Origin of the sequence: Achromobacter aegrifaciens, assembly GCF_902859735.1 — a bacterium.
GTDB classification, from domain to species: domain Bacteria; phylum Pseudomonadota; class Gammaproteobacteria; order Burkholderiales; family Burkholderiaceae_B; genus Achromobacter; species Achromobacter aegrifaciens.
The window spans coordinates 70,212-96,099 of record NZ_CADIJY010000004.1; the positions used below are offsets into that span (position 1 = coordinate 70,212).

At 67.1% G+C, this 25,888-nt stretch carries 16 protein-coding genes; 10 read left to right on the forward strand and 6 right to left on the reverse strand.

Translation table 11 applies throughout. The annotated features are described in order from the left end of the window. Window positions 1-63 precede the first annotated feature (63 nt). The 3 genes from HV766_RS13370 to HV766_RS13380 form a co-directional block, all read right to left on the reverse strand. Window positions 64-1,383 (reverse strand): DUF445 domain-containing protein, encoded by a 1,320-nt coding sequence (locus HV766_RS13370; RefSeq protein ID WP_082401160.1) that lies wholly within the window; start codon window positions 1,381-1,383, stop codon window positions 64-66. 52 nt (window positions 1,384-1,435) lie between these two features. Further along, complete coding sequence (locus HV766_RS13375; protein WP_054456407.1) at window positions 1,436-2,824, reverse strand: GntP family permease; 1,389 nt, start codon at window positions 2,822-2,824, stop codon at window positions 1,436-1,438. 138 nt (window positions 2,825-2,962) lie between these two features. After that, window positions 2,963-3,892, reverse strand: a complete 930-nt coding sequence (locus HV766_RS13380) for a LysR family transcriptional regulator (protein ID WP_054456406.1) — start codon at window positions 3,890-3,892, stop codon at window positions 2,963-2,965. Window positions 3,893-4,091: 199 nt separating this feature from the next. Between HV766_RS13380 and HV766_RS13385 the strand changes: the two genes are divergently transcribed. The 6 genes from HV766_RS13385 to HV766_RS13410 are packed head-to-tail and all read left to right on the forward strand — an operon-like array spanning window position 4,092 to window position 12,743. After that, entirely contained in the window at window positions 4,092-6,212 is a 2,121-nt protein-coding gene (locus tag HV766_RS13385; RefSeq protein ID WP_175181290.1) for a 3-hydroxyacyl-CoA dehydrogenase NAD-binding domain-containing protein, read from the forward strand. A gap of 25 nt (window positions 6,213-6,237) precedes the next feature. Then, entirely contained in the window at window positions 6,238-7,419 is a 1,182-nt protein-coding gene (locus HV766_RS13390) for an acetyl-CoA C-acyltransferase (protein ID WP_175181291.1), read from the forward strand. A 9-nt stretch (window positions 7,420-7,428) separates the two neighbouring features. Further along, window positions 7,429-8,625: an acyl-CoA dehydrogenase family protein gene (locus HV766_RS13395; protein WP_054456403.1), complete on the forward strand. Its 1,197-nt coding sequence runs from the start codon at window positions 7,429-7,431 to the stop codon at window positions 8,623-8,625. Between the two features lie 9 nt (window positions 8,626-8,634). Then, a complete protein-coding gene (locus HV766_RS13400; protein WP_175161401.1) occupies window positions 8,635-9,768 on the forward strand; it encodes an acyl-CoA dehydrogenase family protein in 1,134 nt (377 codons plus the stop codon). A gap of 15 nt (window positions 9,769-9,783) precedes the next feature. Next, a complete protein-coding gene (locus HV766_RS13405) occupies window positions 9,784-11,715 on the forward strand; it encodes an acyl-CoA synthetase (RefSeq protein WP_175181292.1) in 1,932 nt (643 codons plus the stop codon). A 44-nt stretch (window positions 11,716-11,759) separates the two neighbouring features. After that, on the forward strand, window positions 11,760-12,743 hold the full coding sequence (locus HV766_RS13410; RefSeq protein ID WP_054456400.1) for a tripartite tricarboxylate transporter substrate binding protein: 984 nt from the start codon (window positions 11,760-11,762) through the stop codon (window positions 12,741-12,743). A 17-nt stretch (window positions 12,744-12,760) separates the two neighbouring features. Here HV766_RS13410 and HV766_RS13415 read toward each other — a convergent pair whose 3' ends face one another. Continuing rightward, window positions 12,761-13,375 (reverse strand): ABC transporter ATP-binding protein, encoded by a 615-nt coding sequence (locus HV766_RS13415; protein WP_175181293.1) that lies wholly within the window; start codon window positions 13,373-13,375, stop codon window positions 12,761-12,763. A gap of 310 nt (window positions 13,376-13,685) precedes the next feature. Here HV766_RS13415 and HV766_RS13420 point away from each other — a divergent pair, with 310 nt between their 5' ends. After that, window positions 13,686-21,239 carry an autotransporter-associated beta strand repeat-containing protein gene (locus tag HV766_RS13420; RefSeq protein ID WP_175181294.1) on the forward strand — a complete coding sequence of 2,518 codons (7,554 nt, stop codon included), beginning with the start codon at window positions 13,686-13,688 and terminating at the stop codon, window positions 21,237-21,239. 132 nt (window positions 21,240-21,371) lie between these two features. On the opposite strand, the gene HV766_RS13425 is transcribed toward HV766_RS13420, so the two are convergent. Further along, complete coding sequence (locus tag HV766_RS13425; RefSeq protein WP_125472171.1) at window positions 21,372-21,968, reverse strand: short chain dehydrogenase; 597 nt, start codon at window positions 21,966-21,968, stop codon at window positions 21,372-21,374. Window positions 21,969-22,098: 130 nt separating this feature from the next. Between HV766_RS13425 and HV766_RS13430 the strand changes: the two genes are divergently transcribed. Further along, entirely contained in the window at window positions 22,099-22,989 is an 891-nt protein-coding gene (locus HV766_RS13430) for a LysR family transcriptional regulator (protein WP_175181295.1), read from the forward strand. Window positions 22,990-23,032: 43 nt separating this feature from the next. Here the strand turns inward: HV766_RS13430 and gcvA are convergent, their stop codons facing one another. After that, complete coding sequence (gene gcvA, locus HV766_RS13435; protein WP_119451398.1) at window positions 23,033-23,950, reverse strand: transcriptional regulator GcvA; 918 nt, start codon at window positions 23,948-23,950, stop codon at window positions 23,033-23,035. Between the two features lie 150 nt (window positions 23,951-24,100). On the opposite strand from gcvA, the gene HV766_RS13440 reads away from it, so the two are divergent. Together HV766_RS13440 and HV766_RS13445 are read left to right on the forward strand one after the other, a co-directional pair. After that, the gene (locus HV766_RS13440) at window positions 24,101-24,775 is read left to right on the forward strand and encodes a cupin domain-containing protein (RefSeq protein ID WP_175181487.1); all 675 of its coding nucleotides are present in this window, start codon (window positions 24,101-24,103) and stop codon (window positions 24,773-24,775) included. After that, window positions 24,772-25,884 carry a flavin monoamine oxidase family protein gene (locus HV766_RS13445; protein ID WP_175181296.1) on the forward strand — a complete coding sequence of 371 codons (1,113 nt, stop codon included), beginning with the start codon at window positions 24,772-24,774 and terminating at the stop codon, window positions 25,882-25,884. The genes HV766_RS13440 and HV766_RS13445 overlap by 4 nt, the downstream gene beginning before the upstream one ends. Window positions 25,885-25,888: the final 4 nt, after the last annotated feature.

The following is a 25,888-nucleotide window of genomic DNA, read 5'->3' on the forward strand; positions in this document are numbered from 1 at the left end:
CGGCCTACGAAGCGCAGAAAACAGCAGCCGAATCCTCAACAGCCATCCCATACGGCAATCGCATCACCCTCGAACCAGCAACACGACCGCGTGCAGTGCCACCCCTATCAACCCGCCCACCAAGGTGCCATTGAACCGTATGTACTGCAGATCCTTCCCCACGCTAAGTTCCAGCTCATCCACCAGATGCCGTTCATCCCAATTCTTCACCGTGCGGGAAATGTGCTCCGTGACCCCGCTACGCAAGCGCCCCGTCAACCTCCGCGCCCCGCCCAGCACGTGATTGTTGATCGCCTCCCGCAACCCCGGATCCTCCCCCAGCTTGCGCCCCAAGGCCAGCAATGCGCTCTCCAGATGCCGCGCCAGCGCCGAATCCTCCGATGACAGATCGCGCCTCAGCGCTGCATGGATATCGTCCCACAGCCCCTGCACGTACTCCTGCACCTTCGGATGATCGATCGCCCGCTGCTTCAGCGCCTCCACCTGTGCCGACAAGGCCGGATCATCCTTCAGCCGCCGGATGTAATCCTGCACCCAGGCTTCATAATCCCGCCGCACCGGATGCCCAGGCTCGGACAGCACGTCCCGCAGTTCCTCCACCAGCGCCCGCGCCAGCCGGTCCGCCAGATTGTCGGCAATTCCGTCCACCGACTTCACCACGTCCACCGCCGCAATGATGCGCGGCCATTCCTTCTTCGCGAACTTCACCAGCAGGCTCGAGGCCCGCGCCTTCACGTCCTCGTCGCCCAGATAGCCGCCCAGCCGCTCCAGCGCCGCGTCCAGCAGCTCCTGATGCCGCCCGTCACGCGTCAACAAGCCCAGCACCTCGCCCGCCGTATCCGCCGCGTCCCAGCGCCGCAGGTTCTTCACCACGAACTCCTGGATCACCCCGCGCACCGCCCGGTCGTCCAGCAGGTCCAGCGTCTGCAAGGCCACATTGCGCGCCCCCTCGCTCAAGGCCCGCGCCTGCCGCGGGCGCCCCAGCCAGCGCGCCAGGCGCGCCGCGGGATCGAACACCCGCAGCTTCTCCATCAGCGTGTCCGGATCCAGGAAATGGTCGCGCACGAACACCGCCAGGTTGTCCCCGATGCGGTCCTTGTTGCTGGGAATGATGGCCGTATGCGGAATCGGCAGCCCCATCGGCCGGCGGAACAGCGCCACCACCGCGAACCAGTCGGCCAGAGCGCCCACCGTGGCCGCCTCGCAGAACGCCCGCACCCAGGCCCAGGCGCCCTGCCCGCCCATGACGTGACTGGTGATGAAACCGCAGACCATCGCCACCAACAGAGCCAGCGCGGCGATCTTCATGCGCCGCAACTGCGTGCGGCGCGCTTCGGAAGCCAGCGCGGAATGCGTGGCGGCGGAACGGGGCATCTCTGTCATGGGGTCTCCGGAAACGACAGACCCAGCATAACAATTACGGCCCGCAGCGGCGTCAGCCCAGCGGCGGCAGCATGTTGAACAGCAGCACCATGATGAGCCCGACCACCGACACGATGGACTGCACCACCGAAATCGTCTTGGTCGCTTCGCCCATGGTCATGCCGAAGGACTCCTTCACCATCCAGAAGCCTGCGTGATTGGCGTAGTTGAAGAACAGCGAGCCGCAGCCGATGGCCAGCGCCAGGAGCGGCAGGTTCAGGCTGGGATCGGCGCCCGCCAGCGGCGCCAGCAAGCCCGCCGCGCCCACGATACCGACCGTGGCCGATCCGGTGGACACCGACAGCAGCATGGCGATCAGCCAGCCCAGCACCAGCGGCGGCAAGGAAAACTGATGGGTCAGCTGCACGATGGCATCGCCCACCTTGGCGCTGGTCAGCACCTGCTGGAACGCGCCGCCGCCCGCGATGATGAGCATGATGCCGGCGATGGGCTTGAGGCTCTTGCCCATGGCGTCGCGCAACTTTTCCGCGTCGCCGCCGCGCATCAGCACCAGGGTGAAGGCGGCGAACAGCACGCCCAGCAGCATCGCGACCATCGGGTCGCCCAGGAACGCCGCCACGTGCATGGCGCGCGAGTCCTTGGGCAGCAGCATTTCCGCGCCCGCGTGCACCAGCATCAGCAAGGCGGGCAGCAAGGCCGCCAGCACCCCCAGGCCTACGCTGGGCGCATTGCGGCCGGCAGCCTCCTGGCGGGTGGTGGTGAACTGTTCCAACAGCGCCTCGTCCGGACGCGTCGTCATGCGCGGCGAAATGAAAGCGCCATACAAGGGGCCGCCGAAGACCATGGCCGGCAGCGCCGCGATGAAGCCGTAGATCATGGTCGGCCCCACCGTGGTCTTGAGCGTGGCGATGGCGGTCAGCGGCCCCGGATGCGGCGGCACCATGCCGTGCATTGCCGCCAACGCCGAGATCACCGGCACGCCCACGTACACGTAGGCCGAGCCCTTGAATCGCTGCTGGCTTTCCAGCTTGCGCGCCACGCTGAAGATCAGCGGCAGCATCACCACCAGGCCGACCTCGAAGAACATCGGTATGCCGATGACGAAGGCCACCAGGGTCATGGCCCACGGAATCATGCGCGGCGAAGTATGGCTGAGGATGGCATTGGCCAGGCGTTCGGTCGTGCCCGAGTCGGCCAGGATCTTGCCCAGCATCGCCCCCAGCGCGATCACCACGCCCACCGCGCCCAGCGTCTTGCCGGCGCCATTGCTCAGGTTCTTGACGATGGCCACGGGCTCCATGCCGGTGGCGAACCCCACGCCGATGGAGACGATCAATAGCGCCAGCAGCGGATGCATGCGGATGCGCGAAACGATCAGCGCAACCAGCACCAGCACGCTAGCCAGCGCGGTAAGAAGCAATTGGACGTCGGAAGAGGACATGGACGGGCCTGGAAAAAATGGGCGCGGCCCTGCGGCCGCTTGCCGATAGGAACACGGATTTTATGCCCGCCAAGCTGAACGGCCAGTCAGGAAAGGCGCGCGTCCAGGGCCTGCACGCGCCTCAGCGGGCTGGCCCCGCTAGCCTGCCGCCTCCAGCAATCCCGGCCTGCCTTCGTGCGCGGCCTGGGCACGCTCCAGGATGAATTCGATGATCATCGAGATCGCCCGCGGGTGGTGGCGATTGGGCATGTACAGCATGTACATGCCGCGCCCGAAGATGCTGAGCCGCCATTGCGGCAACGCGGCCACCAGTTCGCCGCGCGCAATGTCGTCGTGCACCACGTAGTCCGGCACCACGCCCACGCCCAGCCCCGCCAGCGTCGCGTCGCGCAGGAACGCGTAGTTGCGCGAAATCACCGTCGGCTCCAACACCACATGCTGCCGCGGCTGGCCGCCGTAGTAGGCCGAAAGCCGCAAGGGCCGGCCGATGACCGCCGCGCTGATGATGGGCGTGCGCGACAGCTCTTCCGGATGCTGCGGCAGGCCCCGGGCGGCGGCATAGTCCCGCGAGGCGCAGGCCACGTAGCGGACCTGGCCCAGCTCGCGCGCCACCAGGTTCTGCGGCGGCTCGGACATGATGCGCACCGCGATATCGACCTCGTCGCGCAGCAGGTCGTCCACGCTGTTCTCGAACAACACGTCCAGCACGATATCCGGATAGGTCCGCTTGAATTCCAGCAGCCAGGGCGTCATCACGAACTGCCCGTAGCCGCTGGGTACGCTCAGCCTGACCTTGCCCTGCGGCGTCTTGCCCAGGGTCTCGACGGATTCACGCGCCGCGGCGAGTTCGTCCTGGATGCTGCGCCCGTGGTGATACAGCTTCAGTCCGATTTCTGTCGGCTCCACATGCCTCGTTGTGCGCCGCACCAGCTGCATGCCTACCGAGCGTTCCAGCTGATTCAAGTGGTAGCTGACGTTAGCGCGCGTCATCTTCAGGCGGCGCGCGGCCTCGCTGAGGTTGCCCGCGTCCAGGATTTCCACCAGCAACGTCAGGGATTTGGTGTCCATTCCGGGCCTCCACGCCGCAGCAAGTCACCTCCACATTGTCAAATTTTTTTGACCTCAATGTCAATTATCGATGCCATTGTCAAGACTTCTTTACTGCGAAAGAATGAGGCCATAAAAGACGGGCCGTTCCTGGTCCGCCCGGCCCTAGCCCTCGCCCCCAGCGGCGCTCCGGCGGCAGGCCTCATCGGAGACACTGTCCATGACAGACAGCGCAAGCACCGGCGCGGCCAACGCGCGCCGCTATGACGACATTCTCGTCGTCACCATCGACCATCCCCCCGTCAATGCCCTGAGCGCCGCCGTGCGCGGCGATCTGGCCGCGGCCGTGCGCGACGCCCAGGCCGATCCGCAGGTCCGCGCCATCCTGCTGATGGGCGCGGGCAAGAACTTCATCGCGGGCGCCGACATCCGCGAATTCGGCAAGCCGCCGCAGCCGCCCATCCTGCCCGACGTCTGCAACCAGATCGAAGCCAGCGCCAAGCTGGTGATTGCCGCGCTGCACGGCGCGGCGCTGGGCGGCGGATTGGAAGTGGCGCTGGCGGCGCACTACCGCGTCGCGCTCGCGGGCGCCAAGCTGGGCCTGCCCGAAGTGAACCTGGGCCTGCTGCCCGGCGCCGGCGGCACCCAGCGCGCGCCGCGCCTCATGGGCGCGCAGGCCGCGCTGGATTTGATGCTGACCGGCAAGCACCTCTCTGCCGGCGCCGCCCTGGAAGCCGGATTGGTGGACGCGCTCTCCAGCGAGACCGATCCGCTGGACGCGGGCCTGGCCTACACCCGGCAATTGCTGGCGATCGGCGCGGGTCCGCGCCGCACCCGCGACGCCGACGCGCTCGCCGACCGGACCGCCGCGCTGGCCCAGGTCGAGGCAGCGGCCGAACGCGTTGCCCGCACCACCCGTGGGCTGTATTCCCCCGGCAAGATCGTCGAAGCCGTACGCGCCGCCATCGAGCAGCCTTTCGAGGATGGCCTGCGCACCGAACGCGCGCTGTTCCTGCAATGCCTGGACAGCCCGCAGCGGGCGGGCCTGGTGCATGCCTTCTTCGCGGAACGCGACACGGCCAAGATGCCGGGCCAGCAAGCGGCCCGGCCGCGGCGCCTGGAGCGTATCGGCATCGTCGGCGGCGGCACCATGGGCGCGGGCATCGCCGTCTCGGCGCTGGACGCCGGCTTTCCCGTGACCATGGTCGAGCAGGACGATGCCGCGCTGGAACGCGGGCGCGGCCGCGTCGCGCAGGTCTACGAGCTGCTGGTCAAGAAAGGCCGGATCAGCGCCGAAGAGCGCGATGCGCGCATGGCGCGTTACACGGGTTCCACCCGCTACGATGCGCTGGACGACGCCGATCTCATCATCGAAGCCGTGTTCGAAGACATGGCGGTCAAGCAAGCCGTGTTCGCGCAGTTGGACCGCGTCGCCAAGCCCGGCGCGGTGCTGGCCACCAATACCTCGTACCTGGACGTCAACCTCATCGCCGCCGCCACGCGCGGGCCCGCCGACGTACTGGGCCTGCACTTCTTTTCGCCGGCCAACATCATGAAGCTGCTGGAAGTCGTGGTGGGCGAGCACACCGCGCCCGACACCGTGGCCACCGGCTTCGAACTGGCGCGGCGACTGCGCAAGATCCCGGTGCGCGCGGGCGTGTGCGATGGCTTCATCGGCAACCGCATCCTGGCCGTGCACCGCCAGGCGGCGGACATGATGATGGAAGACGGCGCGTCGCCCTACGAGATCGACGCCGCCGTGCGCGACTTCGGTTATCCCATGGGTCCCTACCAGATGGCGGACCTGGCCGGCGGCGACATCGGCTGGGCCACACGCAAGCGCCGCGCGCCCACCCGCGACCCAGCACTGCGCTACGTGCAGATTCCCGACCGGCTGTGCGAACGGGGCTGGTTCGGCCAGAAGACGGGCCGCGGCTTCTACCTGTACCCCGACGGCGCGCGCCAAGGCGAACCAGACCCCGAAGTCCTCGCCACCATCGATGCCGAACGCGCGCGCGCGGGCGTCACGCCGCGCGCCTACACGCAAGAAGATATCCAGCGCCGCTACCTGGCCGCCATGATCAACGAAGCGGCCAACGTGCTGCACCAAGGCATCGCGCAGCGCCCGTCCGACATCGACGTGGTGTTCCTGTCGGGCTACGGCTTTCCGCGTTATCGCGGCGGCCCCATGCACTACGCCGACAGCGTGGGACTGGACCGCGTGCTGGCCGATATCCGCGGCTATGCGCAGGAAGACCCCGCCTTCTGGAAACCTTCGCCGTTGCTCGTGCAGCTGGCCGAATCCGGCCGCAATTTCGCCAGCCTGAACCAGGCCGGCTGACCCGGACACTTTACAGGAACACGCCATGCGCGAAGCCGTCATCGTCTCCACCGCCCGCACCCCCATCACCAAGGCGGGGCGCGGCGAATTCAACCTCATCGCCGGCCCCACGCTGGCCGCGCACGCCGTGCGCGCCGCCGTCGACCGGGCCGGCATGGACCCGGCCCTGATCGAAGACGCGTTCATCGGTTGCGGCTATCCAGAAGGCGCCACGGGTCGCAATATCGGCCGCCAGGCCGTGATCCGCGCCGGCCTGCCGGTCGGCGTGGGCGGCGCTACCGTCAACCGCTATTGCGCCTCCGGCCTGCAGGCCATCGCCTCGGCCGCCAGCCGCATCGTCATGGACGGCGCCCCCGCGATGATCGCGGGCGGCGTGGAACTCGTGTCGCAGATCCGCACCCGCGACGACGGCGTGAGCGGCATGGATCCGTGGATCGTGGCAAACAAGCCCGAGCTCTACCTGCCCATGATCGAAACCGCCGACATCGTCGCGGCCCGCTACGGCATCAGCCGTGAAGCCCTGGACCATTTCGCCGCGCAAAGCCAGGCGCGTACCGAGGCCGCGCAGGCCGCTGGACGGTATCTGGAAGAGATCGTTCCGGTCACCACGACCATGTCCGTCACCGACCGCGCCACCGGCGCCGTCAGCGAATGCGAAGTGACCGTGGACCGCGACACCTGCAACCGCCCCGGCACCACCTACGACGCCCTGGCCTCGCTGGCCCCTGTGCGCGGCGCCGGCCAGTTCGTCACGGCAGGCAATGCCTCGCAGTTGTCGGACGGCGCCGCCGCCTGCGTGCTGATGGAAGCCGCTGAAGCCCAGCGCGCCGGCATCACGCCGCTGGGCGCGTTCCGCGGCCTGGCGATCGCCGGCTGCGAACCCGACGAGATGGGCATAGGCCCCGTCTACGCCGTGCCCAAGCTGCTTGCGCGCTACGGCCTCAAGGTGCAGGACATCGACCTCTGGGAACTGAACGAGGCCTTCGCCTCGCAAGCCCTGTATTGCCAGCAAAAGCTGGGCATTCCGATGGACCGCCTGAACGTGGACGGCGGCGCCATCGCCCTGGGCCACCCCTTCGGCGTCACCGGCGCCCGTCTGGCCGGCCACGTGCTGATCGAAGGCCGCCGCCGCGGCGCCCGCTATGCCGTCGTCACCATGTGCGTGGGCGGCGGCATGGGCGCGGCCGGCCTGTTTGAAATCTACTGAGGATCCCCCATGGACCTGGAATTCACCCCCGAAGAAAACGCCTTCCGCGACGAAGTGCGGGCCTTTCTCGCCAGCCACCTGCCCGAGCGCCTGTCCGCCAAGGTCGCGCAGGGCAAGCTGCTGACGCGCGCCGACATGGTCGAGTGGCACGCCATCCTCAACCAGCAAGGCTGGCTCGCCAGCCATTGGCCGATGGAATACGGCGGCACCGGCTGGAGCGCCGTGCAGAAGTACATCTTCGAAAACGAATGCGCGCTGGCCGGCGCGCCGCGCATCGTGCCCTTTGGCCTGAGCATGCTGGGCCCGGTGCTGATCAAGTACGGCAGCGAGGCGCAGCGCCGCCACTGGCTGCCGCGCATCCTGGACGGTTCCGACTGGTGGTGCCAGGGCTATTCCGAACCCGGCGCGGGCTCGGACCTGGCCTCCGTCAAGACCACCGCCGTGCGCGACGGCGACAGCTACGTGGTCAACGGCCAGAAGACCTGGACCACGCTGGGCCAGTACGCCAACATGATCTTCTGCCTGGTGCGCACGTCACAGGAAGGCCGACGCCAGGAAGGCATCAGCTTCCTGCTGATCGACATGGCGAGCCCCGGCGTGGAAGTGCGCCCCATCATCACCCTGGACGGCGAGCACGAAGTCAATGAAGTGTTCTTCTCCGACGTGCGGGTGCCTGCGGCCAACCTGGTGGGCGAGGAGAACCGCGGCTGGACCTGCGCCAAGTACCTGCTGACCTACGAACGCACCAACATCGCCGGAGTCGGGCAATCGACGGCGGCGCTGGAACGCCTGAAAACGGTAGCCGCAAGACTACGCAAGCACGGACGTCCGCTATCGGAAGACCCGGACTTCGCCGCGCGGCTGGCGCGCGTCGAGATCGAGCTGGCCAACATGCGCACCACCAACCTGCGCGTGGTTGCGGCGGTGGCCGGCGGCGGCGCGCCCGGCGCCGAAAGCTCCATGCTGAAGATCCGCGGCACCCAGATCCGCCAGGAGATCAGCGCGCTGAACCGCCGCGCCATGGGCCCCTATGCCCGCCCCTTCGTGCCCGAAGCGCTGCACGACGGCTATGACGCACCGCCCATCGGCCCCCACGGCGCCGAGAGCGCCGCCGCGCAGTACTTCAACAACCGCAAGCTGTCGATCTTCGGCGGCTCCAATGAAATCCAGAAGAACATCATCTCCAAGATGATCCTCGGACTGTAAGGGCTGGCCATGAATTTTGAACACACCGAAGACCGGCGCATGCTCTCCGACATGCTGCGCCGCTTTGTCGCCGAACAGAGCGACTTCGCCACGCGCGACCGCAATGCCCGCTCGGAGCGGGGCTACAGCCTGGAGCTGTGGCAGCGCTATGCCGAACTCGGCGCCATCGGCGCCCTGTTTGCCGAAGCAGACGGCGGACTGGGCGGGACCGGCTTCGACATTTCCGTCGTGTTCGAAGCGCTGGGCCGCGGCCTGGCCGTCGAACCGCTGCTGGACGCGCTCATGGTCGGCAGCGCCATCGCCGAAGCCGGCACGCCGGCCCAGCGCGAGACCCTTGAAGGCCTGATCGCGGGCAGCATCACGGCCTCGCTGGCCCACGCCGAACCCGGCTCCGGCTATGAACTGGCGCACGTCGAGACCCGCGCCGAACGCACTGCAGACGGCTGGGTGCTCAACGGCGCCAAGGCCGTGGTCGCGGCGGGCGAGCACGCAGACCTGTTCCTGATCCCGGCCCGCAGCGCGGGCGGGCCGGACGACGAGGCCGGCATCAGCCTGTTCCTGGTCAGCGCCGGCACGCCCGGCCTGACGCTGCGCGGCTATGGCCTGATCGATGGCGGCCGCGCGGCCGAATTGGTGCTCGACGGCGTGCAGCTTGCGCCAGAAGCCTTGCTGGGCGAGGCCGGCGCAGGCTACCCGCTGCTGGAACGCGCCGCCGGGCGCGGCATCCTGGCGCTGTGCGCCGAAGCCGTCGGCGCCATGGACTGCGCTCGCGACGCCACTCTGGAATACCTGCGCACGCGCCGCCAGTTCGGCGCTCCCATCGGCAGCTTCCAGGCGCTGCAACACCGCATGGCCGACGTGCTGCTGGAGATCGAACAGGCGCGCTCGTCCGTGATCAACGCCGCGGCCACGCTCAACCATCCCGACCGCGCCACCCGCGAGCGCGCGCTGTCCGCCGCCAAGTACACCATCGGCCGCATCGGCACCCTGGTGGCTGAAGAGAGCATCCAGCTGCACGGCGGCATCGGCATGACCTGGGAGCTGCCCCTGGCGCACTATGCCAAGCGCCTGGTCATGATCGACCACCAACTGGGCGACGAAGACCATCACCTGCGGCGCTACATCGCGCTGGGGCAGGCCTGAGCGGAGGACCACGCCATGACCCAGGTCCATGCCGCCCCGCCCCTCTCGCCGCCTTTTGCGGCCCCATTCCCCGTGCGCAGCGCGGCGGACGTGCAGCGGCTGCAAGCCCGGCCGCTGACCGAGACGCTCACGGTGCAGAGCACCTACGAGATCTTCCGCAACTCGGCCGCGGCTTTCGGCGACAAGACCGCGCTGACCTTTCTGCGCAGCGCCGATCCCGGCGACACGCCGGTGCGCTGGAGCTACCGCGAACTGCTGGCCGGCATCCACCAGACCGCCAACCTGCTGCATGAACTGGGCGTGGGCCCGGGCGACGCCGTCGGCATCCTGCTGCCCGGCTGCCTGGAGTACCACCTGGCGCTCTGGGGCGGCGAGGCCGCCGGCATCGTCCAGCCCTTGAATCCCCTGCTGGCCGAGGACAAGCTCGCCTCCCTCATGACCACGGCGCGCGCCAAGGTACTGATCGCCTACGGGTCCGACGTGGAATGCGGCTCCTGGTCCAAGGCGCTGCGCCTGCGCGAACGCGTGCCCACGTTGCACACGCTGCTGCGCGTGGCGCCGTTGGACGAGCCGCCCTCGGCCCGCCCGGCGCTACCGGATCATGCGCTGGACTTCAACGCCGCGCGCGCCGTGCAGCCGGTCGACCGCCTGGTCAGCAACCGGGAAATCCACGCCGGCGACGTGGCCGCCTATTTCCATACCGGCGGTACCACCGGCGCGCCCAAGCTCGCCATCCACACCCATGCAAACCAGGTCTTCAGCGCCTGGGCCGCGGTGCAATTGCAGAACGCCGGACCGGACGACGTGGTCATCAACGGCTATCCGCTGTTCCATGTGGCGGGCGTGTTGCCGGCATCGCTGGCCGCCCTGTCGGCGGGCGTGGAAACCGTCATCCCCACCACCCTGCTGCTGCGCAACCGCGACGTGCTGCGCAACTACTGGCGCCTGGTCGAACACCACCGCGCCACCTCGCTGCAAGGCGTGCCGACCATCCTCGCCGCGTTGGCCGAAGTGCCGCTGGCCGGCGCCGACATCTCGTCGTTGCGCTATTGCCGCACCGGCGCCGCGCCCCTGCCCGCCGAGCTGGCCGCTCGCTTCAAACGGCTGTTCGGACTGCACGTCAACGAAAGCCTGGGCATGACGGAGATGGCGGGCATCTCCACCATCTCGCCGCCAGGCTGCGAGTTTCCGGTCGGCTGCGTCGGCTTTCCGCTGCCCTACGTGCAGGTGCGCATCGTCGGCCTGGACGTGCCGGCCGGCGCGCCCGCGCGCGACCTGCCCGCCGGCAAGCCCGGCATGGTGCTGTTCAAGGCGCCCAACGTCATCCCCGGCTTTCTTGATTCCGAAGACACGGCGCGCGCTTTCACCGAGGACGGCTGGCTCATCAGCGGCGACGTCGGCTACCTGGACCCGGACGGCCGGCTGCATCTGCAGGGCCGCGCCAAGGACCTGATCATCCGCAGCGGCCACAACATCGATCCCAAGACTATCGAGGACGCGCTCGCATCGCACCCGTCGGTGCAGCTCTGCGCCGCCGTCGGCGCCCCCGACGCCTATGCCGGCGAACTGCCCATCGCCTTTGTCACGCTGGCCGAAGGCGCGCAGGTCCCGGAAGCCGAACTGCTGGCCTATGCCGCCGAACACGTGGACGAAAGCCCGGCGCGGCCCAAGCGCGTCATCGTGCTGGACAGCATGCCCATGACCAACGTGGGCAAGATCTACAAGCCCGACCTGCGCCGCCTGGCCACCGCCGTATCGGCCCAGGCCGTGGTGGCGCGCACCTTGCAGGAAGCCGGCCTGATCGACGACGGCGCGCTGTTCCGTGTACAGGCCGACGCTCAATCCGAGGTCGCAGTCCAGGCCGACGCCCGCGCGTCCGCAGCGCTAAAGGCCAGCCTGCGCGACGCGCTGGCCCGCTTACCGGTCAAGGTCGCCCTGCGCGACTGAGCAGTCCCCCTCCCACACACAACAACACCCCAGGAGACAAACCCATGACCCATAAGCCCCTGCGGCGCGCCTGCCTCGGCGCCGCGCTGCTCTCGATGGCCGGCATTGCATTGCCCTTCGCCGCCGGCGCGCAAGGCGCCTATCCGTCCAAGCCCATCACGCTGATCGTGCCCTTCCCGGCCGGCGGCTCCACCGACCGCCACCTGCGCACCGTGGCGCAGGACGCCTCCAAGTACCTGGGCCAGCCCGTTATCGTCGAAAACCGGCCCGGCGCCGGCGGCACCCTGGGCCCGGCGACCATGGCCAAGACCGCCAAGCCCGATGGCTACACCATCACGCTGTACACCCTGGCCATGCTGCGCATGCCGTACATGCAGAAAAGCAGCTGGGACCCCATCAACGATTTCACCTTCATCCTGGGCCTGTCCGGCTACACCTTCGGCTTCACCGTCCGCTCCGACTCGCCGTACAAGACCTTCAACGAATACATCGAGGCGGCGCGCAAGGCGCCCGGCACCATCGACTATGGCTCCACCGGCATCGGCTCATCGCCGCACCTGCTGATCGAGGAAGTCGCCATCAACGCCAAGGTGAAACTGAACCACGTGCCGTTCAAGGGCAACGCCGACATGCAACAGGCCCTGCTGGGCGGTCACGTCATGGCGCAAAGCGACGCCACCGGCTGGGATCAGTTCGTGGATTCCGGCAAGATGCGCCTGCTGGTCACCTTCGGCGAAAAGCGCACCACGCGCTGGCCCGACGTGCCCACCGCCCAGGAACTGGGCTACAAGGTCGTGTCCACCTCGCCCTATGGCCTGGCCGGCCCCAAAGGCATGGATCCCGCGGTGGTGAAGACGCTGCACGACGCCTTCAAGAAGGCGCTGTTCGACCCCGCCAGCATGGACGTCATGAAGCAGCTGAACCAGGAGCCCGCCTACCGCAACAGCCAGGACTACAAGGAATGGGCGCAGGCCACCTACGTCAAGGAAAAAGGCTTGATCGAGTACCTAGGCTTGATGGCGAAGTAATAATGGCGGCGCCGCCTTCAGCGCAGCGCCGCAACCTCGATTGATCTGGCGCCGCAGGCTTCTACCAGTTCAGGATCGTGGCTGGCGAACAGCACCACCCGATCCTGCGCCCAGGTCTTGAACTGTTCTGCCAGCACGCCGCGCGCCTGCGCATCCAGGCCGTTGCTGGCCCCATCCGCAATGATGACGGCCGGGTCGCCCAGGGCGGCGGCCGTCAGGTAGACCTTGCGCCGCGTGCCCGTGGACATCTGCTCGAAGCGCTTGTCCAGATGCGGCTGCAGTCCCAGCCGGAACGCCAGGTCCAGCACGCTGTCGGCCAGCGGCACATTCTTCTCTGCCGCCACCTGTTCCAACAAGCCGCGCCCCGTCTGCGCGGGCAATGCCATGCAGTTGTCGGGCACATAGGCCAGGCGGGACCGGGCTTGCGCCGGCGCCTGGGTCAGCGCATGTCCGTCGATCCAGACCTCTCCCGCATCCGGCGCGATCACGCCCGCAATGATGCCCAGCAGCGTGGACTTACCGGTGCTGTCTTCTTCGCACAACGCCACGCATCCGGGCGTGAACGTATGGGTCAGCCCCTGGAAGACGAGATGGTCGCCGTAGCGCTTGCCGAGATTGTCGATTCGTAGCATGGCCGGGAGTGTACGCAGGAATGCGGCGCTCGGCCATCACCGCTCGGCGTGGCGTCAACGCAGCAAATGTGAACGGAATTCAAATTTTTCCATGTTGACAGTGCGGAAATTCGCATTTTTGCCGTACATTACGCGGCGTAAATAAATGTTAATTTTCCGCAAAACATTTCGAATTTTGTAACGGTTGCCTCGCCCGTTCATGCTATCGGCTCGCTGAGCGACCTACCACCAAGACGCATTTCGTTTCATTTAAATCAATACAACATCCAATTTTGCCGGCCTGGCATCGGCGCCGGCATAGAAGAGATCAATGAATCACGTCTATCGAGTAGTCTTCAACGCCACCGCCGGCGTGTGGCAAGCCGTCAGTGAAATCGCCCGCGGGCCGGCAAAAAGCAGCAGCCCTGCCCGGCGCCTGCGCCGCGGCGGCGCACAGTTGGCGGGCGCGCTGGGCATTGCGCTGGTTGCCACGGGCGCGCATGCGGTTCCCGTCAACCCGCAACTGTATTGGGACGGCGGCCACTCCGTGGCGAACGGCTCGGTGGATGGCGCCGCCGGCATCTGGGACTACACCAACACCAACTGGACGTCCGCCGACGGTTCGTCGAATCAATCCTGGAACGACAGCAACGCGGTGTTCTCGGGCACCGCCGGCACGGTGGCGGTTGGCGGCCAGCACAGCATCACGGGCCTGGAGTTCAAAAGCGACGGCTACAAGCTCGTGGGCGGAGCCAATGGTCAGCTGAATGCCAGCGGCGTTGCCGTGATTCGGGTCAATTCCAACGTGACCGCAACCTTGGGCGTCGCCATAGGCGGCAGCGGCACCCTGCACAAGCAAGACAGCGGCACGCTGGTACTCAACGGCAACAACACGTATACCGGCGGCACGATAATCGAGGCCGGCCGTCTGGAGGTCGGCAGCAATACCGCGCTGGGCAGCGGCGCCCTGACGGCGCTCTACAACACGGTGCTCGACGCCAATAACAAGGTGGCCCTCGACAACAACGTGAATCTGTTTGGCAGCGTGGAGATAGGCGGAAGCGCCGACCTGACGCTGAACGGCGTCGTTTACGGCCCAGGCTCGCTGATCAAGAACGGCGCCGCCAACCTGACCTTGAACGGGGCCAACACCTATCTGTCGGGTACCACGCTGAACGCCGGCACGCTGACGGTGGGCAACGATCAGGCTTTGGGTCTCGGCAACTTGACCGTGGGCGGCGCTTCCACCCTGACGGCAAGCAACACGGTAACGCTAGGCAACGCCATCGCCCTCAATGCGAATCTGACGGTTGCCGGCGACAATGACCTGACCTTGAATTCGCTGATCTCGGGCCCCGGCCAATTGGTCAAGACTGGCAACGGTACGCTCAGCCTCAACGCCATCAATACCGCCCACACTGGCGGCATCGCCCTCAGTGGCGGTACCTTGGAGTTCAGCAACAATGAAGCCCTCGGGAGCGGCGCGCTGGTCGCCAATGGCACGGCCACGCTGAAGAACACCCAGCCCACGAGCCTGCAGAACGCCGTCCGCGTCAACGGCAACCTGACCATGGAGCTCCAGGAGCAGCTGACCTTGGCGGGCCAGCTGAGCGGCAGCGGCAAGCTGATCAAGACTGGCGCGGACGAATTGTTCCTGTTTGGCAACAACCCATCATTTGCCGGCAACCTCGAAATCGATCAAGGTTACGTCACGACAGCCGGCGGTAATGGCCTGGGCGCTCCTGCCAGCGTGAAGCTGGCCGCGGGCACCACGCTGAGCCTCAATGATCCCGTCGTCCGGATTGGCGCCCTGAGCGGCAGCGGCACTACCAACATCAGCTGGTCCACCGTGTTGCAGGTGGGCGGCACCAACGCCAGCAGCGCATATGCCGGCATGCTGAGCGGCCTGGGTTCGCTGGAAAAGACGGGCGCAGGCACGCTGGAACTCACGGGCACAAGCGCCCTGAACAACAACGTCACCGTCACGGCCGGCACCCTGAAGGTCAGCGGCACCCTGAGCAGCCCCGCTGTCATCGTCCGGACCGGAGGCACCGTGAGCGGCGGCGGCTTCATCAATAGCCAGCTGAACATCGACAGCTTTGGCCATCTGGCCGGAACCAGTGGCAGTACGCTGACCGCCAGCGCACTGGTCCTGGCCCAGAACTCAAACGTCGATGTGGCGCTGGGTTCCTCGTCTACCGGAAACACCCCGCTCTTCAATGTCATGGGCAACCTGACGCTGGCCGGAAAGTTGAATATTTCCGATGCTGGCAACCTCGGCGACGGTGTGTATCGCTTGTTCAATTACGGTGGCGGTCTTACCATCAACGGCATCGGCGTCGACACGAGCAGAGTGGGCGGTATCGGCGGAATGACCGTACAGACTTCCACCGCCAATCAGGTCAACCTTTTGGTCCAATCGAATTTGCCGGTGCAGGCCTGGGACGGCTCGCGCTTGGTCGCTGACGGCTCGATCGACGGTGGCAACGGCACGTGGAATGCCGCCAACAGCAATTGGACCAGTGCCGACGGCACGATTAACCAAAGCTGGCTCAACAAGTTCGCTGTGTTCATGGGCGACCCCGGCACTGTCACGGTGGAAGGCGCGCACGAAATCGGCGGCATGCAGTTCATGATCGATGGCTACCACCTCGTCGCTGGCAACAACGCGGAGCTGCGGGCCAACAACGGAACCAGGGGCCAGTTCGCCGTAAGGGTTGATCCCAACGTTACCGCGACCATCAATGTTCCTATTAGCGGGCTGAACACCCTGCGCAAGCTGGACCTCGGCACGCTGGTGCTGAACGGCGCCAACAGCCACGCCGCCACCCTGCTGGAGGGCGGCACCCTGGTACTCGGCAACGATGCCGCGTTGGGGCAGGGGCCGCTGGCCGCGTACAGCGGCACCACGCTGGACAACAACCAGGCGCTCACGCTGACCAACCAGATCTTCGCCCAAGGCCAGTTGAACCTGGGTGGCAGCAATGACTTGACCCTGAACGGCGACATCGCCGGCAACAGCGGCGGCCTGAACAAGAACGGCAGCGGCACCCTGACCCTGGGCGGCAACAACTCCTTCGGCGGCACGATGGCGCTGAACGGCGGCAAGCTGGTGCTGGCCTCCAGCAATCCGCTGGGCAACAGCACCCTGACCGCCGCCTCCGGCATGCAGCTGGACAACAGCGTGGCATTGAGCCTGAGCAACACCATCAACCTGGCTGGCGACCTGAACCTCGTCGGCAACCAGGACCTCACGTTGGGCGGCCTGGTCAACGGCCTCGGTGGCCTGACCAAGCGCGGCACGGGCAAGCTGACCTTGAACGGCGCCAACTCTTTCCAGGGCGGCGTCAACCTGACGGGCGGCAACCTGGCCGTGGGCCACGACGCAGCGCTCGGCGAGGGCACGCTGACCGTGCGCAACGCGGGAACCCTGGAAGCCAGCCGCGCGGTGACCCTGGCCAACAACGTGCAACTGAGCGCCTCCCTTGCGCTGGACGGCAGCAATGATTTCACCCTGAACGGGGTGATCAATGGTTCCACCGAGCTGGTCAAGAACGGCGCCGGCCGACTCACCCTCAATGGCGAAAACCGCCATAGCGGGGGCACCACGGTCAATGCCGGCGACTTGAGCCTGGGCAATGCCGCGGCGCTGGGCACCGGCATGCTGACCGTCACGGGCAACACGCAACTGGATACGGCGGGCCCGATGCGCCTGGGCAATACCGTCAATGTCGACGGCGCGCTCACGGTGGCGGGCAACAACAGCCTGATCCTGGATGGACAGCTCAACGGCAACGGCACGCTGCGCAAGACCGGTGCGAACGACCTCTCGCTTACCGGCAGCGCCAACACCTTCAGCGGCATGATCGATCTGCAAGGCGGCAGCCTGACCACCGCGGGCAACAACGCGCTGGGCCAGAATGCCACCGCGAACGTGGCAGCCGGCGCCAATCTGTTCATCACCAATCTGGCTCGTCTGGCCAGCCTGAACGGCAACGGCACCGTAACGGTCTCGAACGGGAACAACCTGACCATCGGCGCCAACGGGGCCAACAGCAACTTCGGCGGCCAGCTCGACGGCAAGGGTTGGTTGACCAAGAGCGGCACGGGATCGCTGGTTCTTTCCGGCAACAACACCCTTACCGGCCAGACCTCCGTCAGCGCCGGCAGCCTGTGGGTAGACGGCTCGCTCGCCAGCACCAATGTGATGGTGTACAGCGGCGCTGCCCTGGGTGGAACCGGCAGCATCGCCGGCGACGTGACGCTCATGGGTGGCGCCGCCCTGAAATTGACGGACGGCTACACCCTGTCGGTTGGCGGCCTGCAACTGGGCACCAACTCGATCGTCAACGCCAGCCTCGGCGCCCCCGCCCTCGGCGGCGGCACCGCCTTGGTGGACGTGACCGGCAACCTGACCCTGGGCGGCACGCTCAATATCAGCGACGCCGGCGGCTTCGGCACCGGCGTGTACCGTCTCATGAATTATGGCGGCAGCCTGACCAACAACGGCATGAACTTCGGTTACCTGCCCGGCAATGTGCAAGCGGCCGACCTGACCTTGCAGACCGCCGTCGACAAGCAGATCAACCTGCTGGTGGCCGCACCCAACGTCACCGTGCAGTTCTGGGACGGCTCGCAAACCGTCGGCAACGGCGCGATCGAAGGCGGCAACGGCACCTGGGACGGCGCCAACGCCAACTGGACCGGCGTCGACGGCAACGGGAACCGCTCCTGGGCCGGCAAGTTCGCGGTCTTCCAGGGCGCTGCCGGGAAGGTCACCGTTGCCGGCGCGCAAAGCACGACGGGCATGCAGTTCATGACCGACGGCTATGTGCTGGAGCGCGGCTCGCTGGGTTCGCTCAACCTGGTCAACGGCGATCAGGGCTACGCCTCGGTGCGCGTCGATCCCGGCGTGACCGCGACCATCAACGTCCCGCTCGTTGGCAGCGGCACGCTGGCCAAGCTCGACGCCGGCACCCTGGTACTCAACGCGTCCAACGGCTACACCGGCGGCACGGCGCTCAACGGCGGCACGCTGGTGCTGGGCAACGACAAGGCTTTGGGCAATGGCCTGCTGACCGCTGCCAACGGCACCACGCTGGACAGCAACACGGCAGTCACCGTGCGCAACAAGGTCGCGCTGAACGGCGCGCTGACGATCGCCGGTTCCAACGCCATGGACCTGAACGCCACCGTCGGCGGCGCTGGCGGCCTGATCAAGAACGGCGCGGCCAACCTGACCCTCAGCGGCGTCAACAGCTACGTCGGCGGCACCCTCCTGAACGCGGGCGGCCTGATCATCGGCAACGGCGCCGCGCTCGGTTCCGGCACGCTGACGGTAGGCGGCGCGGCCACGCTGGACAACACTCAGGCGCTGGCGCTGGCGAACAACATTGCCCTGAACGCCGGCCTTGCCGTGCAAGGCAGCCACGACCTGACGCTCGACGGCAACATCTCGGGCACGGGCAGCCTGACCAAGAACGGCGCCAGCACGCTGACGCTCAACGGCACCAACAGCTACACCGGCGGCACCTACGTCAACAGCGGCACGGTAGCGTTGGGCGCGGGCAGCAGCCTCGCCGCCACCGGCATCGTGACCGTCGCCAGCGGCGCGACCTTCGACCTGTCGGCAGGCCAAGGCGCCCAGGTGTTCGGCACCCTGGCGGGCGCCGGCAACATCAAGATGGGAACCAACACCCTGCTGGCGGGTGGTTCGGCCGACGGCATCTTCAGCGGCTCGGTCATCGGCACGGGTACCCTGGTCAAGCAGGGCTCGGGCACGCAGACCCTGACCGGCGCCAACAGCTATACCGGCGGCACGCTGGTCGCGGACGGCACGCTGCGCGCGGGATCCACCACGGCGCTGGTCCAAGGCACCGGCTATCAGGTGCTGTCGGGCGCCACGCTGGACCTCAATGGCAACGTGCTCCAAGCCAGCAGCCTGACCGGCGCCGGCACCGTGGCGCTGGGCGCGGGAACCCTGACCGTCAATTCCGCGGCTGGCAGTGCGTCCTACTACTCGGGCATCGTCGTGGGCAGCGGCGGCCTGGTCAAGACCGGCGCCGGCGCGCTGACGCTGACCGGCGGCAGCGCCTTCTCGGGCGGTGTGCAGCTCAAGCAGGGCAGCATCGGCCTGGGCCATTCCCTGGGCCTGGGCACTGGCATGCTGTCCATGGACGACGGCACTGTCATCAACCTGATTGCCAACGGCCTGACCATCGTCAACAACCTGCACATGACGGGCACCAACGACCCGGTCATCGACACCGGCGCCAACACGGCGACCTGGGCCGGTGCCATCACGGGCGGCGGCTTCCTTACCAAGCAAGGTAGCGGCGTCCTGACCCTGACCAGCGCAGGCAACAGCTACACCGGCGCGACCGATGTCGCTCAGGGCACGCTCAAGGCCGGCGCCACCAATACATTCAGCAGCGCCTCGGCCCACACCGTGGCCAGCGGCGCCGTGCTGGACCTGGCGGGCTACAGCCAGACCGTGGCCAGCCTGAACAACAGCGGCGCGGTCAATCTCGGCGGCAGCACGCCGGGCACCGTGCTCAAGGTCACCGGCCCCTACGTCGGCAACAACGGCAAGCTGGGCGTTTCCACCGTGCTGGGCGCGGATGGCAGCGCCACCGACAAGCTGTTGTTGAGCGGCCCCAGCGCCATCGCCAGCGGCAGCACCAGCGTGCAGATCGCCAATGCCGGCGGCCTGGGCGCCCAGACGGGCAGCCAGGGCATCCAGGTCATCTCCACCGAGAACGGCGCCAGCCTGCAACCCGGCAGCTTCACGCTGGCGGGCGGCCATGTCGATGCCGGCGCCTACGAGTACCGTCTGACCCAGACGGCACAGGGCGCCGCGCTGCACTCGACCAACACGCAGGTCAACCCGGGCCCAGGCACCGATCCTGTCACCCCCGCTCCCGCCTACCGTGAAGAAGTGCCGCTGCTGTCCTCGCTGCCCGCGCAACTGCGCCAGGCGGATATGGCAATGCTCGGCGACATGCGCAAGCGCATGGGCGACGACGTCGCTCAAGGCGCCATCGACCAGGACCCGAACCACCGCGCCTGGGCCCGTGTGCTGCGCACGGCTCCGACCATCACGCAGCAAGGCACGGTCAACCCCGAGAGCAGCGGCCACCTGACCGGCTTCCAGGCCGGCGTGGACGTGTACGCCGACCGCAACCTCAAGGCCGGCCTGTACGTGGGCCAGCTGGACGGTGACATGGGCGTGCGCGGCTTCTCCAGCGGCATGGAGCGCAAGTACGCGGGCTACAACAACCTGCGTGGTCGCTACGTGGGCCTGTATGGCACCTGGCAGCACGACTCCGGCCTGTACGCCGACGCCGTGATCCAGGGCGCCGACTACCGCAGCAGCCTGCGCACGGCCGACACCGGCGCCGGCGCCACCACCAAGGGCCACGGCTGGCTGGCCTCGCTGGAAGTGGGCAAGCCCTTCGACCTGGGCAGCAGCTGGCAGTTGGAGCCGCAGGCGCAAATCATCTACCGCAAGCTCAATCTGGACGGCACCACGCTGAGCCTGGCCAAGGTGAAGAACGATGCGGACGATGACTGGACCCTGCGTCTGGGCGCCCGCGTCAAGGGCAGCTACAGCATCGGCGGCACCGTGCTGCAGCCCTTTGCCCGCGTCAATCTGTACAAGGCCAGCAATACCACCGACGTGGCAAGCTTCAGCGCCCCGGCCGGCACCACCGACATCCGCGCCAAGGGCGGCTACACGTCGACCGAGTTCGCGGTGGGCGCCATGCTGCAGCTGACCAAGAACACCAGCCTCTACGGCGACATTGGCAAGCTGTGGGCCAACAGCGGCGACAGCCGCGTCAAGACCGGCGCACAGGGCTCTGTCGGGTTGAAGGTGCTCTGGTAAGCCTTATGAGCTGGGCCGGGTAGCCGGCCCCTGGCATGACCAAGCCCGCAGCGGTCCGTCCGCTGCGGGCTTTCCTTTGGCAGAGTCCCATGTCTGCGGCGCTCAGCTGCCGCACCCGGAACTCCCAGGAAATCACCACACCCGGAACACGCGTCCGGTCTGCGCGCCTTCCACGCTTCGGCTATAGGCCAACGCAACCCGGCTGGCCGGTGCGGATTCAAAACCCTGGAAGTACGGGCCGTAGGCATCCAGCGATTCCGTCAGGACCGTGGGGCTGACCGAGTTGATGCGCACGCCCCGCAGCTCCACGGCGGCGCCGCGCACGAAACCGTCGATGGCGGCATTCACCGCGGACGCATTGGCGCCGTAGCGGATCGGTTCATCGGTCAGGATGCCGCTGGTGAGCGTGATGGAACCGCCTTCGTTGACGTAATGCTGGCCGATCAGCGCCAGATCCACCTGTCCCAGCAGCTTGTCGTGCAGACCGATCTTGAACTGCTCCGCTGTCATTTCGGCCAGAGGGCCAAAATGCAAGCTGCCCGTGGTGGAGACGATGGCATCCACCTTGCCCACGCGCTCGAACAAGGCGCGGATGCTGCCGCTCTGGGTCACGTCGACCTGATGCTCGCCGCGCGTCTTGCCCACTGCAATGACGTCGTGGCGCTGGCCCAGTTCTTGGGCGACCGCGCGGCCGATGGTGCCGGTGGCGCCGATCAGGATGATTTTCATGGAAACTCCGATTCGTATGTTGTGGGGTGCGCCCGCGATATCGCCAGCGCTTGTGCCCATTCTGGCCAAGGGCGCGTCCCGGAAAAATCCTAAAATGGTGGGTTCACTTCACACTCAGGGTGCGTAATCCATGGACCGCCTGCTCAGCATGGAAGTCTTTGTGGCGGTCGTCGAGCTGGGCAGCCTGACCGCGGCGGCGGCCCGCCACGAGATGTCGCCCGCCATGGCGGCCAAGCACATCAAGGGCCTGGAGGCGCGGCTGGGCCTGAGGCTCATGAACCGCACCACGCGTCGCCAAAGCCTGACGGAAGCGGGCCAGGCCTATTTCGCCCGCTGCAAGGTGATCCTGTCGGACATCCGCGATGCCGAACAAGGCGCCGAAGCCATGCGCGCCGCGCCGCGCGGCCATTTGCGCATCACCTCCACCGTGACCTTCGGATCGTTCGCGCTGGCCCCCGCCATCGCCGACTACCTGTCCGAGTATCCCGACGTCAGCGTGGACCTGGCCCTGAGCGACGCCGTCGAAGACGTGGTGGCCTCGCGCTACGACCTGGCGGTGCGCATCGGCGAACCCGCCGATTCCAGCCTGGTCGCGCGCAAGATCGGGCGCTATCAGATGATCATCTGCGCGGCGCCGGCCTATCTGCAACGCCACGGCACGCCTGAAACGGCAAGCGACCTGGCGCGCCATCAATGCCTGGATTTTTCCTACTGGAACCGCCGCACCGGTTGGCGCCTGAACGCGGAGAATGGCGGCGCGGCCTACCCTGCCGGCCGCTTCGTGTCGAACAACGGCCAGGCGCTCAGGCAGGCGGCACTGGCCGGATTCGGCATCGTGCTGCAGCCCGAGCTGTTGCTGGCCGAAGACGTACGCGCGGGCCGACTGGTCCCGATCCTTGAGTCCGCCTGGCCCGTGGCCCGGCCGATCACGCTGCTGTATCCCAAAGACCGCAAGGCGCTGCCCAAGCTCACGACCTTCGTGGAATTCATGGTGCAGAGATTCGCCCGCGCCGCAAGGTAAGCGCGGCGGGCGTCGCGCAAGGTCCGCCGGGCTCCGAACCCGGCTACCGACAGGCAGCGGCCTCGTCGAACAGCCAGTCGCGGAAGGCGGCCAATCGGGGCAACTCGCGCGCCTGGGGCCGATAAACAACGTAGTAGGCCAACGCGGAGGGAACCGCCAACTGCGGAAACAGGCGCACCAGGCGGCCGGCAACCAGATCATCATGCGCCATCACGCTGCGGGCCAGCGCCACGCCATGGCCATCGATAGCCGCCTGCAGCACCGCGGCGGAATTGTTGATCTTCATGCCGCGGGCGGTGGATACGCCTTGTACGCCGACTTTCTCCAGCCACATGGCCCAGGTCGGAAATCCCGTCTGCGCGTCCATCGAAAGATCATGGATCAAGGTCTCGCCCGCCAGCTCGGCCGGACGCTTCGCCGCCTTGCGCCGTCGCAGCAGTTCCGGGGAACAGACCGGGTAGACCTCTTCGTCCATCAGCTTTTCCGCCGCCAGGCCGGGCCAGACGCCAGCGCCATAGCGCACGCCGATATCGATCTGCTGGGCCGCGAAATCCACGGGCTTGAGGTTGGTGTCCAGGCGCACGTCGGTATCGGGCCAGGCATGCTGGAAGCGCTCGATCCGAGGCAACAGCCACTTGGCGGCGAAAGCCGGACTCACGGCCACGGTGAGCATGCCGCTCAAGGAACCTTCCTTCAAGCGCTCCAGGCCCAGCGCCAGCTTGCCGAGCCCCGCCTGTATCTCCGGCAACGCGCGTTCAGCCGCCGCCGTCGGGACCAGCCGCGCCTTGCCGCTGGCGCCGCGATGGAACAGCGGCGCGCCCAGCCATTGCTCCAGCGCGCGCACGAGCTGGCCCACCGCAGCAGGAGTCACGTGCAGCTCGGCCGCAGCTGCCGAAAAGCTTTGATGGCGCGCACTGGCCTCGAAGGCGCGCAGCGCGTTGAGATGCGCAAGAGACTTCATGGCGATAAAGTTTTTCTTTCAATCAAAGGTAGTTTATCTGGTTTGTCCGCGGCTGCCGATTGGCGAAGAATACGCCCTTTCAGTAGCCAATTTCAGCATATGGCGGCCAAGGGCCGGACATCACCTTGGAATAGCTTTTCTACCAATATCATGCTTATCAACGCCGATTTCTCACGCAACGCCATCGTGACGCCGGAGCAATACCAATGGGTGCCGTCGCCGCAGCACGGCGTGGAACGCATGATGCTGGACCGCGTGGGCGGCGAACAGGCCCGCGCCACCAGCATCGTGCGCTATGCGCCGGACAGCCGCTTTCCGCCGCACGCGCATCCCGGCGGCGAAGAAATACTGGTGTTGTCCGGCACCTTCTCCGACGCCAGCGGCCACTATCCGGCAGGCTGGTATCTGCGCAATCCGCCGGGCTCCGCCCATGCCCCTTCCAGCAGGAACGGCGCCACCATCCTCGTCAAATTGCGGCAGATGCCTGCGGGTGAACAATCCGTCGTACGCATCGACACGCGCGATCCCGCCGCTTGGACACGCGAGCGCCGCGGCGAAATCTGCCCGCTTTACTCCGCGTCCTATGAGCAGACCTGCCTCTGGCGCCTGCCCGCCCGCGCACCGTTGCCGCGGATCGCAGCCGTGGATGCGGAAATACTGGTTCTGGCCGGATCGATTGCCGACGGACAAGCTTCTTATCCGCAAGGCAGCTGGCTGCGCCTTGCCCGTGGCGCGCAAGCCGCCCTCGACGCCGGCGCCGAAGGCGCTACCGTCTATCTGAAGACCAACCATCTGCCGGACCCGAACGGCGGGAGCCAGCCATGACGACGTCAGTGGACACCGTCATCATCGGAGGGGGACTCGCGGGCCTGTACGCCTCCCTGCTGCTGCAGCGGCATGGCGCCGGCAGCCATATGCTGCTGGAAGCACGCGACAGGCTGGGCGGCCGCATCCTGGGCGCCGGCTCCTACGATCTGGGCCCCACGTGGTTCTGGCCAGCGATCCAGCCCAGGCTTGGCGCCATCGTCCGCGAGTTCGGCTTGTCTATCATCCCGCAACACGAAGCGGGTTTCATGATGGTCGAGCGTTCAGGAACGCCGGTACGTATGCACAGCTACCCCAGCCATCCGGAGTCCTTCCGGCTAACCACTGGCATGAGCGGCCTGATCGATACCCTGCTCGCACGCCTGGATCCGGCATGCATCAAGCTGGGCCGGACCGTGACCCGGCTGCATGCCACAGGCCGCGCCATCGAGGTGCATGCGCGGGACGGCGAGGGACGAGCCAGCGTCTTTCAGGCCTCGCAGGTGCTGCTGGCCGTCCCTCCGCGCCTGGCGCAATCCCGTATCGCTTTCGACCCTCCGCTGCCGAGCGCGCTGGCAACGCAATGGCGCGGCACGCCGACCTGGATGGCTCCCCATGCCAAGTACCTCGCCGTCTACGGTTCGGCATTCTGGCGCGAGCAAGACATGTCTGGCGCAGCCCGCAGCAGCCGGGGACCTCTGGCCGAGGTCCACGACGCCAGCACCCCGCAAGGTCCTGCCCTGTTCGGATTCGTAGGCATGCCCGCGGCGGCGCGCCGGTCGGCAGGCCAGGACGTGTTGATGACCCTCAGCCGCGCGCAGCTCGCCCGGTTGTTCGGCCCCCTGGCGCTCAAGCCCGAGCGGGAGTTCTACAAGGACTGGGCGCAAGACCCCGACACCTCGACGGCTGCGGACTGCAGGGATGGCGGCGCACACCCGGCAGCACCCGCCGTTGCAGCCGAGACTGGCGTATGGGCGGGTCGCTTGGCCGGGATAGCCAGCGAATGGTCCGCCGCATTCCCCGGCTATCTGGCTGGCGCCATCGATGCCGCGGACGCGGGCGTGAAGTGGCTGCTGAACTGCGCTGCACCCTCCCCCAATGCGGTCCCGCCTGGAGCCCTCGCCCAATGACACG

Coding starts and splice junctions, on each gene's coding strand:
- HV766_RS13370 (WP_082401160.1), bottom strand. CDS start 1,383: ATGACAGAGATGCCCCGTTCCGCCGCCACGCATTCCGCGCTGGCTTCC.
- HV766_RS13375 (WP_054456407.1), bottom strand. CDS start 2,824: ATGTCCTCTTCCGACGTCCAATTGCTTCTTACCGCGCTGGCTAGCGTG.
- HV766_RS13380 (WP_054456406.1), bottom strand. CDS start 3,892: ATGGACACCAAATCCCTGACGTTGCTGGTGGAAATCCTGGACGCGGGC.
- HV766_RS13385 (WP_175181290.1), top strand. CDS start 4,092: ATGACAGACAGCGCAAGCACCGGCGCGGCCAACGCGCGCCGCTATGAC.
- HV766_RS13390 (WP_175181291.1), top strand. CDS start 6,238: ATGCGCGAAGCCGTCATCGTCTCCACCGCCCGCACCCCCATCACCAAG.
- HV766_RS13395 (WP_054456403.1), top strand. CDS start 7,429: ATGGACCTGGAATTCACCCCCGAAGAAAACGCCTTCCGCGACGAAGTG.
- HV766_RS13400 (WP_175161401.1), top strand. CDS start 8,635: ATGAATTTTGAACACACCGAAGACCGGCGCATGCTCTCCGACATGCTG.
- HV766_RS13405 (WP_175181292.1), top strand. CDS start 9,784: ATGACCCAGGTCCATGCCGCCCCGCCCCTCTCGCCGCCTTTTGCGGCC.
- HV766_RS13410 (WP_054456400.1), top strand. CDS start 11,760: ATGACCCATAAGCCCCTGCGGCGCGCCTGCCTCGGCGCCGCGCTGCTC.
- HV766_RS13415 (WP_175181293.1), bottom strand. CDS start 13,375: ATGCTACGAATCGACAATCTCGGCAAGCGCTACGGCGACCATCTCGTC.
- HV766_RS13420 (WP_175181294.1), top strand. CDS start 13,686: ATGAATCACGTCTATCGAGTAGTCTTCAACGCCACCGCCGGCGTGTGG.
- HV766_RS13425 (WP_125472171.1), bottom strand. CDS start 21,968: ATGAAAATCATCCTGATCGGCGCCACCGGCACCATCGGCCGCGCGGTC.
- HV766_RS13430 (WP_175181295.1), top strand. CDS start 22,099: ATGGACCGCCTGCTCAGCATGGAAGTCTTTGTGGCGGTCGTCGAGCTG.
- gcvA (WP_119451398.1), bottom strand. CDS start 23,950: ATGAAGTCTCTTGCGCATCTCAACGCGCTGCGCGCCTTCGAGGCCAGT.
- HV766_RS13440 (WP_175181487.1), top strand. CDS start 24,101: ATGCTTATCAACGCCGATTTCTCACGCAACGCCATCGTGACGCCGGAG.
- HV766_RS13445 (WP_175181296.1), top strand. CDS start 24,772: ATGACGACGTCAGTGGACACCGTCATCATCGGAGGGGGACTCGCGGGC.